The organism is Brevibacterium pityocampae, assembly GCF_039541555.1.
GTDB lineage: Bacteria > Actinomycetota > Actinomycetes > Actinomycetales > Brevibacteriaceae > Brevibacterium > Brevibacterium pityocampae.
In genome coordinates this window covers 305,345-319,897 of record NZ_BAABGL010000004.1, presented here as the reverse complement: position 1 = coordinate 319,897, position 14,553 = coordinate 305,345, and the positions used below count along the sequence as shown (strand labels likewise).

General features: G+C 70.3%; 12 protein-coding genes. 3 read left to right on the top strand and 9 right to left on the bottom strand.

Annotated features, from left to right (window positions below; translation table 11 throughout):
- Nucleotides 1–44 precede the first annotated feature (44 nt).
- Nucleotides 45–635: a low molecular weight protein-tyrosine-phosphatase gene (locus ABD883_RS05610; RefSeq protein ID WP_345030573.1), complete on the top strand. Its 591-nt coding sequence runs from the start codon at nucleotides 45–47 to the stop codon at nucleotides 633–635.
- A gap of 86 nt (nucleotides 636–721) precedes the next feature.
- Nucleotides 722–1,381: a copper resistance CopC family protein gene (locus tag ABD883_RS05605; protein WP_247618427.1), complete on the top strand. Its 660-nt coding sequence runs from the start codon at nucleotides 722–724 to the stop codon at nucleotides 1,379–1,381.
- A 227-nt stretch (nucleotides 1,382–1,608) separates the two neighbouring features.
- Here ABD883_RS05605 and ABD883_RS05600 read toward each other — a convergent pair whose 3' ends face one another.
- From ABD883_RS05600 to ABD883_RS05580, 5 genes are all read right to left on the bottom strand, one after another.
- A complete protein-coding gene (locus tag ABD883_RS05600; RefSeq protein ID WP_295689844.1) occupies nucleotides 1,609–2,748 on the bottom strand; it encodes a glycerate kinase in 1,140 nt (379 codons plus the stop codon).
- Between the two features lie 278 nt (nucleotides 2,749–3,026).
- A complete protein-coding gene (locus ABD883_RS05595) occupies nucleotides 3,027–4,259 on the bottom strand; it encodes an MFS transporter (RefSeq protein ID WP_265808978.1) in 1,233 nt (410 codons plus the stop codon).
- Nucleotides 4,260–4,324: 65 nt separating this feature from the next.
- Entirely contained in the window at nucleotides 4,325–5,968 is a 1,644-nt protein-coding gene (pgm, locus tag ABD883_RS05590; RefSeq protein WP_295689846.1) for a phosphoglucomutase (alpha-D-glucose-1,6-bisphosphate-dependent), read from the bottom strand.
- 120 nt (nucleotides 5,969–6,088) lie between these two features.
- Nucleotides 6,089–6,415 (bottom strand): rhodanese-like domain-containing protein, encoded by a 327-nt coding sequence (locus tag ABD883_RS05585; protein WP_247618430.1) that lies wholly within the window; start codon nucleotides 6,413–6,415, stop codon nucleotides 6,089–6,091.
- A 78-nt stretch (nucleotides 6,416–6,493) separates the two neighbouring features.
- The gene (locus ABD883_RS05580; protein WP_295689850.1) at nucleotides 6,494–8,188 is read right to left on the bottom strand and encodes a class I adenylate-forming enzyme family protein; all 1,695 of its coding nucleotides are present in this window, start codon (nucleotides 8,186–8,188) and stop codon (nucleotides 6,494–6,496) included.
- Nucleotides 8,189–8,484: 296 nt separating this feature from the next.
- On the opposite strand from ABD883_RS05580, the gene dctP reads away from it, so the two are divergent.
- Nucleotides 8,485–9,774 carry a TRAP transporter substrate-binding protein DctP gene (dctP, locus tag ABD883_RS05575; protein ID WP_295689852.1) on the top strand — a complete coding sequence of 430 codons (1,290 nt, stop codon included), beginning with the start codon at nucleotides 8,485–8,487 and terminating at the stop codon, nucleotides 9,772–9,774.
- 141 nt (nucleotides 9,775–9,915) lie between these two features.
- On the opposite strand, the gene scpC is transcribed toward dctP, so the two are convergent.
- The 4 genes from scpC to ABD883_RS05555 all read right to left on the bottom strand — a co-directional run bounded on the left by scpC (nucleotide 9,916) and on the right by ABD883_RS05555 (nucleotide 14,548).
- Entirely contained in the window at nucleotides 9,916–11,421 is a 1,506-nt protein-coding gene (gene scpC / locus ABD883_RS05570) for a succinyl-CoA:acetate CoA-transferase ScpC (protein WP_247618433.1), read from the bottom strand.
- A 158-nt stretch (nucleotides 11,422–11,579) separates the two neighbouring features.
- The gene (locus ABD883_RS05565) at nucleotides 11,580–12,368 is read right to left on the bottom strand and encodes a crotonase/enoyl-CoA hydratase family protein (protein ID WP_247618434.1); all 789 of its coding nucleotides are present in this window, start codon (nucleotides 12,366–12,368) and stop codon (nucleotides 11,580–11,582) included.
- A gap of 136 nt (nucleotides 12,369–12,504) precedes the next feature.
- The gene (locus tag ABD883_RS05560; RefSeq protein WP_137318311.1) at nucleotides 12,505–13,266 is read right to left on the bottom strand and encodes an SDR family NAD(P)-dependent oxidoreductase; all 762 of its coding nucleotides are present in this window, start codon (nucleotides 13,264–13,266) and stop codon (nucleotides 12,505–12,507) included.
- Between the two features lie 112 nt (nucleotides 13,267–13,378).
- Nucleotides 13,379–14,548 carry an acyl-CoA dehydrogenase family protein gene (locus tag ABD883_RS05555; protein WP_137318310.1) on the bottom strand — a complete coding sequence of 390 codons (1,170 nt, stop codon included), beginning with the start codon at nucleotides 14,546–14,548 and terminating at the stop codon, nucleotides 13,379–13,381.
- Between the last annotated feature and the right edge of the window lie 5 nt (nucleotides 14,549–14,553).

Genomic DNA, 14,553 nt, shown 5'->3' with positions numbered 1-14,553 from the left:
CGCGGAGCCCGGCCGCGGACAACGGATGACGATGGAGGGCAGCAGTGGCGGAAGCGCGAGGTGCAGAGGAGACGGCGGAGGGGACGAGCACCGCGGACAGGGGTGACGGCGGGGCTGACAGGGGCGTCGGCGGGACGGCGGGCGCCTCGGTGGTGCTGGTCTGCACGGGGAACATCTGCCGCTCGGTCATGGCCGAGCGCGTGCTCCGCAGCCGGCTGGCCGCCGAGGGGATCGAGGCGATCGTCGATTCGGCCGGGATCAGCGACGAGGAGTCCGGGAACCCGATCGATCCGCGCGCGGTCCGTGTGCTCACCGAGGCCGGCTACGACACCGCCGACCACGCCGCCCGCCAGATCACCGCGGAGTGGCTGGGCGAGCGTGACCTCGCGCTCGCGATGACGCAGCGGCATCGGGCCGCGCTCGAGCGCCTGGTCGCGGACCTGCCGGTGGAACGGCGCCCGGAGATCCGGATGTTCCGCAGCTTCGACCCGGCCGCGGCCGGGCTCACCGGCACCGAGCTCGACGTCGCCGACCCCTGGTACGGCGACCAGGCCGGGTTCACCACCACGCTCGAGCAGGTCGAGGCCGCAGTGCCCGCCATCGTCGAGGAGATCCGCGCCCGCCGGAGCGCGTGACGGAGATCGACTCGGCGCGCCGGATGGGTGAACTCCCAGGGAGTCTGCGGGATAATGGGGCCAGCAGCCAATCGATTGGAGCCTCCGTGACCGTCCGCAGCACTCGTACGTCCCTGTTCGCACTGGTGGCGGCGCTGTTCGTGGGCCTCGGCCTGCTGCTCGCGCCCGCCGCAGCCGCCCACGACCAGCTCGTGTCCTCGAACCCGGAGGAGGGAGCGGAGCTCGACAGCCAGCCGGAATGGATCGAGCTCGAGTTCAGCGGTGAGGTCCAGGAGATGGGCTCCGAGGTGCAGGTCATGCACAACGGTGAGAACGTCTCCGCCGGTGAGCTCACCGTCGACGGCACGAAGGTCTCCTCGGCCCTGCCCGCCGACCTCGGCGCCGGCGAGTACACCATCGTGTGGCGCGTCGTGTCCTCCGACGGCCACCCGATCAGCGGTGAGATCCCCTTCACCATCCAGGACGCCGGCGGTGCCGGCGGCGAATCCGCGCCCGCGGGCACCGAGGAGGGCGAGGGCCCGGGCCTCGGCGCCGGAGCCGTCGACGAGGAGCCGCAGCTCGGCGGTGAGCAGCGCGGTTCGCTCGAGGAGGGCGAGGCGGAGAACGCCTCGAGCGGCATGTCGACCCCGATGATCGTGCTGCTCGGCGTCGGCGCGCTCGCTGTCGTCGTCATGGTCGTCCTCCTGCTCATGCGCAAGAACAAGGGCCTCCCCGGCACCGAGGGCGACACCGACCGCAAGCCCTGAGGCGGAGGCCCCTGCCCGGGGGACACGCCCCGCCGTCCCTGAGGCGGAGACCCCGCACCGCTGGTGCAGGCGCGCTCCGCCCGCACCAGCGAGTGGTCACAGATCCACGATTCCCCTACGGGATTCCATGGATCTGTGACCACTCGTCGTTTCCGACCGGAGCCGAGGCCGGGCCGGGGCGAACCGCGCCGAGGCGGGTCCGGGATGTCCGAGCCGGGCGGCGCGGGTCAGTCGGCGGGCGCCTCGAGAGCGGGGGCGAGGAGCTCCGCGGCGAGGCGCTCGAGGACGGGCGCAGGGTCGGCCAGGCAGTCGGCGAGCGCAGCGAGGTCGGTGAGGGTGTGGATCCCGGCGAGTCCGAGCCCACTCGCCTGATCGGCCGGGATCTCGCTCGATCCGCACACCACATGGACCCGCAGGCCGGCGTCCCGGGCCGCTGCGATGACCGCGCCGGGGCCCTTCCCGGACAGCGTCTGCTCGTCGAAGCGCCCCTCCCCGGTGACGACGGCCTCCGCGGTCCCGAGAGCGCGGCCGAATCCGACGAGGTCGAGGACGTAGTCGGCACCGGGCACGGAGGCCGCGCCGAGCACCGCGAAGGCTCCGAAGCCCATGCCTCCCGCCGCCCCGGCTCCCGTCCGGGCGGCGTGATGCGCACCGTCGGGGACCCGTGCGGCGAAGCGCTCGAGTGCGCGGTCGAGCCGTTCGACCTCGGTGGGGCCGGCGCCCTTCTGCGGACCGTAGACCGCCGCCGCGCCCTGGTGCCCGGTGAGCGGGTTCTCCACGTCCGAGGCGAGGATGACGTGGGCGCTGCCCTCGCGCAGGCGGGGATGGAGGTCCGCGGTGTCGACCCGTGCGAGGTGCTCGAGGCCGACTCCACCGGCCGGGACCGGGTGGCCCGACTCGTCGAGCAGGCGGACGCCGAGGGCCGTGAGCATGCCGGCGCCGCCGTCCGTGGTCGCCGAGCCGCCGACGCCGAGCACGATCTCCGTGCACCCGGCGTCGAGGGCCGCGGCGATGAGCTCCCCGGTCCCGGCCGAGGTGGCGGTGAGCGCGGTGTGCGCATCCGGCGCGGAGCCCGAAGCGGAGGTCACGAGCGCGAGGCCGCTCGCCTGGGCCATCTCGATGACGGCGGTGCCCGCCGACTCCGCCCAGACGGCGGTGACGGGTGTGCTCAGGGGACCGGTCACCTCGGCGGTGTGCCGGGTGAAGCCGGCGGACACCGCGGCCTCGACGGTGCCGTCGCCGCCGTCGGCGATGGGGACGGACTCGACGGTATGGCCGGCGGCGGTGAGGGCCGGTGCCAGGCGGGCGTGCACCTCGGGTGCGGTGAGAGTGCCCTTGAACTTGTCGCAGGCGAGGAGGATGCGCATACCCCCACCGTAGTGCGGTGGGCCGGAGCGAGGCTGCGGACCGTCGCAGCGAGCGCGCCGGAGCAGTCGAAACAGGGCGCTGACCTGGAAAGACAGAGCCGTGACAGCCCGACACTTTCTCAGCCTGACCGCCACGGTGAGAACAGCATAACCGATGGGTAATGCGTCGTCATCATGATCCGGGGCACCCTCCCCGGTCGGCCGACGAGGGCCGGTTCCGGGGCGCTGGGCGGAGGGGTCGAGGTCGGTGCCGAGGGCAGGCTCCGCGGATCCCGGGTTCAGCCCTCGGTGTCGACGACCGTGCGGTTGGCGCGGGCGTCATGGCTGCGTCGGCTCGGGTCCATCGAGCGGATGAACAGGGCGACGACGAGCGCGGCGAGCGTCGAGCTCACGCTCGGGACGAGGACCGCGGTGCGGGCGCCGGCGGCTTCGATGATGATGCCGGCGAGCGCGGAACCGATCGCCACGCCGAAGCCCAGCGAGGTGCTGATCCAGGCGAGCGCCTCGGTGAGCCGACGCGGCGGGGCCAGGTTCTTCACCACCGAGGATGCGCTGATGAGGCTCGGGGCGATCGTCAGGCCGATGAAGAACATGATGACGCCGAACCGGATCATGTCGGTGGCGAGCAGCAGCAGCCAGGTGGCGGCGGCGAGCCCGCCCATCATCACGGCGAAGCGGTGGTGCGCCTGCGACTTCCAGGTCACCCCGCCGTAGACCACTCCGGCCGCCAGCGACCCGGCGGCGAAGGTGCTGAGCAGGACGCCGGCGAGGGCCTTGTGGCCCTGCTCCTCGGCGAAGGCGACGGCGATGACGTCGATCGCGCCGAAGTTGATGCCGAGCAGCACCTGGGCGACCACGACGACGAAGATGCCGAGGTTGGTGAGGACCTTCCCCTTGTCGCCCTCGACGGCCCGCATGATCGGCGGCTCGGTGGCCTTCTGGGTGTAGAAGAGGAGGGAGCCGATGATCGTCGCCGTCATCGAGGCGAGGATCCCGGCCGGCGGGAGGACCGCGGTGGCCAGCGTGGTGACGAGGACGGGGCCGGAGACGAAGAGGATCTCGTCGGCGACGGCCTCCCAGCTGAACGCGGTGTCGAGCTGGCGGGGCGTGCGCACTGCGGCGTTCCAGCGCGCGCGCACGAGCGAGCCGAGCGAGCCGACGGTTCCGCCGGAGAGACCCGCGAAGACGAAGACGAGGGCGGTCCACCAGTCGGCGTACACGGTGACGAGCAGGCTGGTGAGGGAGAGGATGTGGACGACGACGACCGGCGCCATCACCCTGGCCTGGCCGAAGTTGTCGACGAGCCGGGCGATGAGCGGATTGGTGATCGCCTGCACCACCATGAAGGTGGCGGTGACGACCCCGGCGATCGCGTAGGAGCCGGTGGTGCCCTGGATGAAGAGCAGGATGCCGAGGCCGAGCACTGCGATGGGCAGCCTGGCGAGCAGCCCGGCGAGCGAGAACTTCAACGCCCCGGGCAGGGCGAAGATCTCGAGGTAGTTGCGCAGCACCAGTCGATTCTAGCCAGTGCGCGCGGGGGAGGGTGATGACGTCCGTCACCCTCCCGGGTCCGGCCTCAGCCGCCGATCACCGCATCGACGACGGACTTGGCCTCCTGCTGGACCTGCGCCAGGTGGTCGGCGCCCTTGAATGACTCCGCGTAGATCTTGTAGACGTCCTCGGTGCCCGACGGGCGGGCGGCGAACCACGCGCTGTCGGTGGTGACCTTGAGACCGCCGATCGCCGCACCGTTGCCCGGCGCCTCGGTGAGCTTGGCGGTGATCGCCTCGCCGGCGAGGGTGTCGGCGGTGACCTGGGCGGGGCTCAGCTGCTTGAGCGCGGCCTTCTGCTCGCGGGTGGCCGGGGCGTCGATGCGCGCGTAGGCGCTGCTGCCGAACTCTGCGGTGAGCTCGTCGAACCGCTGCGAGGGGGTGCGTCCGGTGACCGCGGTGATCTCCGCGGCGAGCAGGCACAGGAGGATCCCGTCCTTGTCCGTCGTCCAGGTGGAGCCGTCGCGGGTGAGGAACGAGGCGCCGGCGGACTCCTCGCCGCCGAAGCCGACGGTGCCGTCCATGAGGCCGGGGACGAACCACTTGAAGCCCACCGGCACCTCGAGCAGGCGGCGACCGCGAGCGGCGGCGACCTTGTCGATGAGGGACGACGACACGAGCGTCTTGCCGATCGCGGTGTCCGGCGACCACTGCTCGCGGTGGGAGAACAGGTAGTCGATCGCGACGGCGAGGTAGTGGTTGGGATTCATCAGGCCGGCATCGGGGGTGACGATGCCGTGGCGGTCGGCATCGGCGTCATTGCCGGTGGCGAGGTCGTACTTGTCGCGGTTGGCGATGAGCGAGGCCATCGCGGACGGCGAGGAGCAGTCCATCCGGATCTTCTCGTCCCAGTCGAGCGTCATGAACGCCCAGGTGGGGTCGACGTCGGGGTTGACGACCTCGATGTTGAGGTCGAGCTGCTCGGCGATCGCCGCCCAGTAGTCGACGCTCGCCCCGCCCAGCGGGTCCGCCCCGATGTGGAGTCCGGAGTCGCGGATCGCCGGGATGTCGATGACGAGTCCGAGGTCCTCGATGTAGCTCGCGGTGTAGTCGAAGTTCGTCGTGTTCTCGAGGTGGAATGCGCGCTGGAACGGGCGGCGGGAGATCGACTGCCAGCCGCTCTCGAGGAGGGCGTTGGCCCGGTCCTCGATCCATCCGGTGGCGTCGGAGTCGGCCGGACCGCCGTGCGGCGGGTTGTACTTGAAGCCGCCGTCGGCCGGCGGGTTGTGGCTGGGGGTGATGACGATGCCGTCGGCCAGGCCCTGGGCGCTGCCGCGGTTCGCGTTGTGCTTGATGATCGCACGGGACAGCACCGGGGTGGGGGTGTAGCCGTCGCGGTCGTCGATCATCGTGGGCACCTCGGCGGCGGCGAGCACCTCGAGGGCGGTGAGGAAGGCGGGCTCGCTGAGCGCGTGGGTGTCGCGGGCCAGGTAGAGCGGGCCGGTGTACCCCTGCTGTCGGCGGTACTCGATGATCGCGGCGGTGATCGCGGCGATGTGGGCTTCGTTGAAGGAGCCCTTGAGGCTCGAGCCGCGGTGGCCGGAGGTGCCGAAGGCCACGCGCTGGTCCGGGTTCGCAGGATCCGGTTCGACGTCGTGGTAGGCGTCGAGCAGCTCGGGAAGGTTGACGAGGTCGGATTCTTCGGCGGGGAGGCCGGCGCGTGAACTCATGGTCCCACTATGCCCAAGTGCGGGCCGTGGGGAGTAGCCGGGACCGGAAAAATCTCGCCATGCGGTCGGCTGTCGAGATGATGGGGCGGAACCGGGCGGCGTCCTCGGGCGGTGCCGGGTCTACTTGACCCAGGGCTCCTCGCCGGCGTCCGAGACGATCGGCAGGCCGTTGTCGAGGTTCCATGCCCCCATCCCGCCGCGCACGTTGATCGCGTCGAAGCCGTTCTGGTTGAGCCAGGAGGTGGCGCGGATCGACCGGCCGCCGGAGCGGCAGATGACGTAGACGTCCTCGTCGAGGGGCACCTCGCCGTAGCGCACGGGGAGGTCGCCGAGCGGGATGTGCTGGGCGCCGTCGATGTGCCCGGCGTTCCATTCGTCGTCCTCGCGGACGTCGAGGATGTTCGCGCCCTCGGGGATCTCGGTCACGGAGACTGTCGGTTCGCTCATGGGTCCAGTGTAGACAGCAGGACGGACACGGGGCAGGGGTGCCGGTGCGGTCGGAGCGGCCGCGGCGCCGGGACGGTCTCAGCCGAGCTGGTCGCGCAGCTCGGTCTTGAGGATCTTGCCGGCGGCAGAGGTCGGCAGAGCCTCGACGAGGTGGACCTCGCGGATCTTCTGATAGGGCAGCACCCGCTCGGCGACCCAGCCCATGAGCTCCTCGCCGGACAGCGCGACGCCGGGTGCCGCCTCGACGAAGGCCACGGGGATCTCCCCGGCCTCGTCCGCGGGCCGTCCGACGACGGCGATCCGCGCCACGCCCGGGTGTGCCGCGGCGATGTCCTCGAGCTCGCGCGGATAGACGTTGTAGCCCTTGTAGATGAGCATGTCCTTGGCCCGGTCGTGGATCCGGATGAACCCCTCGGTGTCGCGGGAGGCGATGTCGCCGGTGCGCAGCCAGCCGTCGACGAACTGCGCGGCGGTCTGCTCCGGGGCGTTGCTGTAGCCGTCGGTGACCTGCGGGCCGCGCACCCACAGCTCGCCCTCCTGGCCGTCGGGGAGCACCCCGGTGCCGGTCGTGCTGCGGATCTCGATCTCCGTGTCGGACACCGGGATGCCCACGGAGCCGATCTTCTGGGTGGTGCCCGGCTGCACCGGGGTCGAGGTCACCATGCACGTGCCCTCGGTGAGTCCGTAGCCCTCGCCGATCACGGCGTTCGGCATCGCCTCGCCGATCCGCGCCACGGCCGTCGAATCGAGCGGAGCGGCGCCGGAGATCGCGAGCTTCATGCTCGGCATCGACTCCCCGGTGGCCCGGCAGTGCGCGGCGAGCGCGAGGTACATCGGCGGATTGCCCGAGGCGTAGGCAGCCTCCCAGCGGTTGGTGAGCTCGACGAAGGTCTGCGGCTTGAACCGGCCGGACAGCACGATCGTCACGCCGCCGAGCATGAACATCCCGCCGCTCGTCAGGCCCTGGGCGTGGAACAGCGGCGGCACCTGGATGGTCGCGGCCGCACCCGGCTCGACGTACGGGACGTCGAGCTCGGTGATGTGCGTGAGCCGCAGGTGCCCGGTCTCATCGCGGTCGATCGTCGAGTGGAGGCGCCAGGCGGCCATCTGCGTGATGTTGGCGATGACGTTGCGGTGGAGGACGCGCACGCCCTTCGACTTCCCGGTGGTGCCGCCGGTGTAGGCGTAGTGGGCGACCTCGTCCATGCCGACGAGGACGGGTTCGAAATCCTCTCCGCCGGCGGCGAGCACCTCGGAGAAGGACCGGTACGGGCCGGTGTCCAACACGGAATCGGCGAGTGCCTGCTGCTCCTCGTCCACCCCGGCCGACCACGACGGTCCGGTGACGAGCACGCGCGCGAGGCCGAGCTCCTCGGCGACCTCGGTCACCGGGCGGAGGTGCGCGGGGTGGGTGATGAGGGCGGTCGCCCCGGCGTCGGCGAGCTGCTTGGCCAGCGCCGGAGCCGGCTGCAGCGGGTTGACGAGGGTGACGGCGGCGCCGGTGAGGAGCGCGCCGTAGTAGGCGGTGAAGTAGTGGAGGATGTTCGGCAGATGGATGCCGACGACGCTTCCCGAGGCGATCCCGGCTGCGGCGAGGTCGGCAGCCACTGCGCGGGCGCCGGTGAGCAGCTCGGCGTAGCTCAGGGTCTCCTCTCCGTCGACCACCGCGGCCCGCTCGCCGTAGGTGCGGGCGGAGGCGAGGAGCACCTCGGGCACGGCGGCATCGGGGTAGCTGAGGTGGCGGGGCATGCCCGGCGGGAAATAGTGCGACATGGTGGGCCCTTCCTGGCACGGGGGCGGCGTCCGCATCGACGGCCTGCGGCGAGCGCGGAGACCGGAGGTCTGCACCGATAGTAACTGAACAATTGATCAGTGCCACGGGCCGGGGTGGTCCGCCCCGTTCGTGAGACACCCTTGACGGATGACTTATCGAACGTTCAGACTAGTGAGACTGCTCGGGGTCGCGGATCGATCCGCGCCGGTGCCGGTTTCGATGGGGAGACGGCGAGAACCCCCGAGCCCAGCGGTGCCGCACACGGACGTGCGGGCCTCGGAACCCAGGAGTTCACATGACTGTTCGTCTGCAGCGTTCGCGCATGCTCGGTCTCATCGCAGGCGCCTCGGCGCTCGGGATCGCCCTCAGCGGCTGCGCCGGTTCGGCTGGGGGCGGTGGCGGTGCGGCGGAGGGCGGCAGCGGCGAAGGCTACGAGTACGGCGCCTCGGACGAGGAGATCAAGGCCGCGTTCGCGGACGTCGAGCCCCTCACCATCAACTACCAGCCGTCCGCGCAGTCCGGCGAGGGCCTCGACGCACACCGCGCCCACGCCTTCATCGAGAACCTCGAGACGCTGTCCGACGGCAAGATCACCGTGGAGACCACCTACGGTCAGGGCATCGCCGGGTACACCGAGCTCGCCGATGCGCTCGTCGACGGCCGCGTGGATGTCGCCTACATGCTCCCGATCTACCAGCCGGACAGGTTCCCCGTCTTCCAGTCGTGGGTCACCGGCACCACTCTCACCGGCACCTCGCCGCTCGTCGACGAGATCGCCGCGAACGCCGCGATCGGCGAGCTCACCTGGCAGGACGAGAACCTCATCAGCGAGTTCCGCGATCAGGGGCTCGAACCGCTCAACATCTTCAACGCCGCCGGCGCGGTCGTGACGATGTGCGCCGAGCCGCACACCACCGCCGAGGACTGGCAGGGCAACCAGGTGCGCGCGTCCTCGGTCGCGCAGACGAGCCAGCTCGAGGCGCTCGACGCCTCGCCGGTCTCGCTCCAGTACACCGAGACCTACGAGGCCCTGCAGCGCGGCACCGTCGACTGCACCCTGTCGACGACCCTCGCCGCGGACGCCGCCGGCTTCATGGATGTCGCGCCGAACATGACCTACACCACGGACGTCACCTTCGCCCGCGGGCCGGGCGGCGTCTACGCCGGCAGCGCCTGGCAGGAGTGGCCGCTGGCCGTCCAGCAGCTCGTGTTCGACTCGATGGAGGACGAGTTCAACGAGTCCCGTCGCGGCGACCTCGAGGCGAACGCCGTCGGCGCGAAGACCGTGCGCGAGGCGGGCGGCACCTTCGAGGAGATGGAGTCCGGTCTGCAGGACGAGCTGAAGAACTCCTCGCAGGGACTCGTCGACGAGGCCATCGTAGCGGGCACCCTGCCCGAGGGGTCGACCGAGGCCATCCCGGAGGCCGTCGCGCGCTGGCGCGGGGTCGCCGAGGAGCTCGGCTACGAGGACGAGGGCACCTTCGCCGACTACGACGAGTGGTACCCGATGGGCGACAAGGAGTTCCTCCAGCCCTTCGGTGAGAAGTACTTCGAGGAGATCATGCTCCCGCACCGCCCGAGCTGATCCGCAGGCTCCGCCCGGTCCGAGGCGATTGGGCCGCCCGAAGTGATCGGGCCTGGGCGCCGGCCGGACATGGCAGAATCCCGCGGTTCCTGTTCTCAGGAACCGCGGGATTCTGCTGTCTCACCGTGGGGTGGCCGGAGCTCACATGTGGCCGTCCTCGAGGAACCGCGTGTGCCAGCTCAGCGCCTCGGACAGGATGTGCGGGGTGTGCGCGGCGTTCGGGGATTCGGCGATCGCCCGGTCGAGGTAGTCGTGCAGCCTCTCGCGGTAGTCGGGGTGCGCGCAGTTGTCGATGATCCGCTTGGCGCGCGTGACCGGTGAGGTGCCTCGGAGGTCGGCGATGCCCTGCTCGGTGACGAGCACGTGGACATCGTGCTCGGTGTGGTCGACGTGCGAGGCCATCGGTACGATCGAGGAGATCGACCCGTCCTTCGCCGTCGAGGGGGACACGAAGAAGTTGAGGAACGCGTTGCGGGCGAAGTCCCCGGAGCCGCCGATCCCGTTCATCATCTTCGAGCCGGTGATGTGGGTGGAGTTGACGTGTCCGTAGATGTCGGCCTCGACCATGCCGTTGATCGCGATGATGCCCAGGCGGCGGACGATCTCGGGGTGGTTCGACATCTCCTGGGTGCGGAGCAGGATGCGCCCCTTGTACGACTCGGCGTTGGCGTTGAAGTGCTCGGCGACAGGTCGGGACAGGCTGAACGCCGTTGCGGAGATCGAGTCGAGCTTGCCGGAGTCGAGGAGGCCGAGCAGGTTGTCCTGGATCACCTCGGTGTAGGAATGGAGGTGCTCGAACTCGGACTCCTTGAGCCCTTCGAGCACCGCGTTCGCGACGTTGCCGATTCCTGACTGGATCGGCAGCAGGTTCTTCGGCATCCGGCCGGCGCTCACCTCGTGGCGGAGGAAATCGATGAGGTATTCGGCCATCGCATGGGACTTGTCGTCGACGGGGGAGAAGGAGTTGTCGCGGTCCGGGGCGTTCGTCCGCACCACAGCGACGACCTTGTCGGGGTCGACCCGCAGGTAGGGGTCGCCGATCCGCTGGGTCGGCTCGAGGATCTGGATCGGGTTGCGGTGCGGCGGCAGCTTGGTGCCGTAGTAGACGTCATGGAAGCCCTCGTACTCGCGCGGGTGCCACTCGTTGACCTCGAGGATGACCTTGTCGGCCTGGTCGAGCCAGGTCTTGTTGTTGCCCACCGATGATCCCGGGACCAGCAGCCCGTTGGGGAGCACTGCGGCGACCTCGACCACGGCGCCGTCGAGCTTGCCGAAGTAGCCGAACCACACCTGCTGGGCGAGGTGGCTCAGGTGCGTGTCGATGTACTCGACGTCTCCGGAGTTGATCGCCCTGCGCATGCTCGGGTCGGTGTTGAACGGAGCGCGGAGGTGCACGCCCTCGGCCTCGGCGAGCACGCCGTCGAGCTCCTGAGCCGTCGACGCGCCGGTGAGCAGTCCGATGGTGAACTCCTCGCCGGCGGAGTGGGCCGATTTCATCCGCTCGGCGAGCGCACCCGGCACCTCCTTGGGGTAGCCGCAGCCGGTGAACCCGCTCATGCCCACGTTGTCACCGGGGGAGATGTGTTCCGCGGCCTGCGCGGCAGTGGTGATCTTCTTCGACAGCACGGGGCACGAGATACGCGTCATGGACCAATGTTCTCAAGCGGGGGTGCATCGGCCAAACGGCGGAGGAGTCCTACCGGTGCGTTCGTGGCGAACACCACAGCCGGGGTCGCGCCCCCGAAACAGCAATATCCTGCGGAATCCTTCTCAGGAACCGCAGGATATTGCTGTTTCAGGGTGGGTCAGCGGCCGGTCCACCGGGGAGCGCGCTTCTCCGCGAAGGCGGTCGCACCCTCCTTGGCGTCGGCGGAGGTGAAGACCGGGTCGACGATCTCGGACTGCTTGGCGAACTTCTCATCGGTCGACCAGTCGGCGGATTCGACGATGACCTGCTTCGAGGCCTTGACGGCGAGCGGGCCGTTCGCCGCGATCGTCTGCGCGAGCTCGAGCGCTCCGTCGAGCGCCTCGCCGTCGCCGACGATCCGGTTGACGAAGCCGTTGGTCCTGCCGAACTCCGCGGAGTAGATGTCGCCGGTGAGTGCCATCTCCATCGCCACCGCGCGGTGGGTGCGCTGCGGGAGGGTGACGAGACCGCCGGCCGCGGCGGCCAGGCCGCGCTTGACCTCGGGGATCCCGAACTTCGCGGTGTCGGCCGCGACGACGAGATCGCAGGCGAGCATGGTCTCGAAGCCGCCGGCGAGCGCGTAGCCTTCGACCGCGGCGATGAGCGGCTTCTGCGGGGGCGCCTCGGTGAGCGCGAGGAATCCGCGGCCCTCGACGGAGGGGCGCTCACCGCGCACGAACCCCTTGAGGTCCATCCCGGAGCAGAAGGTCTTGCCGGCGCCGGTGATGACGGCGACGAACAGCTCGTCGTTGCTGTCGAAGTCGTCGAGGATCTGCGCCATCTGTGCCGCCATCGCGGCGGTCGCGGCGTTCTTGGCCTTGGGGCGGTTGAGGGTGATGACGAGCACCTGCCCGCGGACCTCGGTGAGGACCTCGGCTTCGGTGGGGGTGTCGGTGGTCTCGGTCATGTCGGATCTCCTTCGATGCTCGACTGCTGTGTCTCGACTGCTGGGTGTGCGGTGCGGGGCCCGGTGCAGCTGTGCCGCAGGCCGGGGTGTCCGGGGACGGCTCAGCGCGAGCCGCCCCCGAACGGTGAGGGCTCGCTCAGCGCGGGGCCATGCGGATCGCGCCGTCCATGCGGATGGTCTCGCCGTTGAGCATCGCGTTCTCGATGATCGACAGCGCGAGGTGGGCGTACTCGTCCGGGCGCGCCAGGCGGGACGGGTGCGGCACCATTGCGGCGAGCGAGTCGCGCACCTCCTGGGAGGCCTTGGCGAGCAGCGGGGTGTCGACGGTGCCCGGCGCGATCGTCACCACGCGGATCTTCTTCGAGGCGTAGTCGCGCGCGGCGCACAGGGTGAGGCCCACGACCCCGCCCTTCGAGGCGGCGTAGGCGGCCTGGCCGATCTGGCCCTCCCAGGCCGCGACCGAGGCGGTGAAGATGATGACGCCGCGCTCGCCGTCGATCTCCTCGTTCTTCGCCATCCGCACGCCGGCCTGGCTGGCGACGATCATCGTGCCGATGAGGTTGACGTCGATGACCTTGCGGAAGTGGTCGAGGTTCCCGGCGGACCCGTCCTTCTGGACGAGGCGCATCGGCCCGCCGATCCCGGCGCAGTGCACGACCGCGCGCAGGTCGCCGAGCTCGGTCGCGGCGTCCATCGCCGCGGACACCTGGGCCTCGTCGGAGACGTTGGTGGCGACGAAGCGCACCGCGTCGCCGAGCTCGGCCGCGACGTCCTCGGCCGGCGGGTTGAGGTCGGCGATGACGACCTGTGCGCCCTCGGCGACGAGCCGCTGCACGGTGGCCAGCCCGAGGCCCGAGGAGCCGCCGGTGACGAGCGCTGCGTGTCCTGAGATGTTCATGGGGTACTCCTTCTGATGGGTGCGGCCGGACCGCCGTGGTCCTGCGCGAACGGTGGGGGAGGGGCGGGGCGATCGCGGGGCCGGCCCGCGCCCCGCCCGGGTCAGGCCCGGGTCAGGCCCGCTTCTCGGACAGGCCCATGTCCTTGGCGATGATCGTCTTCATGACCTCCGAGGTGCCGCCGTAGATCCGGGTGACGCGGGCGTCGGCGTAGAGGCGGGCGATCGGGTACTCGAGGATGTAGCCGTAGCCGCCGTGCACCTGGAGGCACTTGTCGACGACGCGGGCCTGCACCTCGGTGGTGAAGAGCTTGACGCGGGCGGCGTCGGCGGGGCTGAGCTCGTTGGCGTCGAGCGCCTCGATCGCGTGGTCGAGCATGATCTGTGCGGCCTCGACCTCGGTGGAGCACTCGGCGAGCACGAACTTGGTGTTCTGGAAGCTCTTGAGCGGGGTGCCGAACACTTTGCGCTCGTGCGCGTACTCGGAGGCGAACCGGATCGCGGCCTGCGCGCTCGCCACCGCGTTGACGGAGATCGTCATCCGCTCCTGCGCGAGGTTGTGGGAGAGGTACTCGAACGCCTTGCCCTCCTCGCCGAGCAGATCCGTCGCCGGCACCTCGACGTTGGTGAAGGACAGCTCCGCGGTGTCCTGCGTCTTGAGGCCGATCTTGTCGAGATTGCGGCCCTTCTCGAAGCCCGCGCTCTCCGCGTCGACGACGAGGATCGACAGGCCCCCGCGTCGATCGGCCTCGTCATAGGGCGAGGTGCGGGCGACGACGAGCACCCGGTCGGCGTTGATACCGCCGGAGATGAACGTCTTGGCGCCGTTGAGGACGTAGTGGTCGCCCTTCTTCTCCGCCTTGGTGCGGATGCCGGTGAGGTCGGAGCCGGTGCCGGGCTCGGTCATCGCGATCGCGGTCATGATGGTGCCGGCGGCCATGCCGGGCAGCCAGCGCTGCTTCTGCTCCTCGTTCGCGTACTCGAGGATGTAGGGGATGACGAGGTCCTGGTGCACCCGCAGCGTGCCGAGCGTGGTCGCGGCGTAGGCGGTCTCCTCGTTGAGGATGGTGTTGAACTTGAAGGTGTGGCCCTGGCCGCCGCCGCCGTACTCCTCCGGGACCTGCAGGCCGGTGAGGCCGAGCTCGCCCATCTTCGCGAAGAACTCCTTGGCCACCTTCCCGTCCTGCTCGAACTGCTCGTAGGCGGGGACGAGTTCCTTGGCCACGAAGTCGCGGCACATCGAGCGGAAGGCGTCGTGCTCCTCGGTGAAGATGGTCCTGCGCATGGTTC

Bases quoted from the DNA above. Each gene is read 5' to 3' on its own strand.
- ABD883_RS05600 (WP_295689844.1), bottom strand. From the start codon at position 2,748: ATGCGCATCCTCCTCGCCTGCGACAAGTTCAAGGGCACTCTCACCGCA.
- pgm (WP_295689846.1), bottom strand. From the start codon at position 5,968: ATGAGTTCACGCGCCGGCCTCCCCGCCGAAGAATCCGACCTCGTCAAC.
- ABD883_RS05585 (WP_247618430.1), bottom strand. From the start codon at position 6,415: ATGAGCGAACCGACAGTCTCCGTGACCGAGATCCCCGAGGGCGCGAAC.
- ABD883_RS05580 (WP_295689850.1), bottom strand. From the start codon at position 8,188: ATGTCGCACTATTTCCCGCCGGGCATGCCCCGCCACCTCAGCTACCCC.
- dctP (WP_295689852.1), top strand. From the start codon at position 8,485: ATGACTGTTCGTCTGCAGCGTTCGCGCATGCTCGGTCTCATCGCAGGC.
- scpC (WP_247618433.1), bottom strand. From the start codon at position 11,421: ATGACGCGTATCTCGTGCCCCGTGCTGTCGAAGAAGATCACCACTGCC.
- ABD883_RS05565 (WP_247618434.1), bottom strand. From the start codon at position 12,368: ATGACCGAGACCACCGACACCCCCACCGAAGCCGAGGTCCTCACCGAG.
- ABD883_RS05560 (WP_137318311.1), bottom strand. From the start codon at position 13,266: ATGAACATCTCAGGACACGCAGCGCTCGTCACCGGCGGCTCCTCGGGC.
- ABD883_RS05555 (WP_137318310.1), bottom strand. From the start codon at position 14,548: ATGCGCAGGACCATCTTCACCGAGGAGCACGACGCCTTCCGCTCGATG.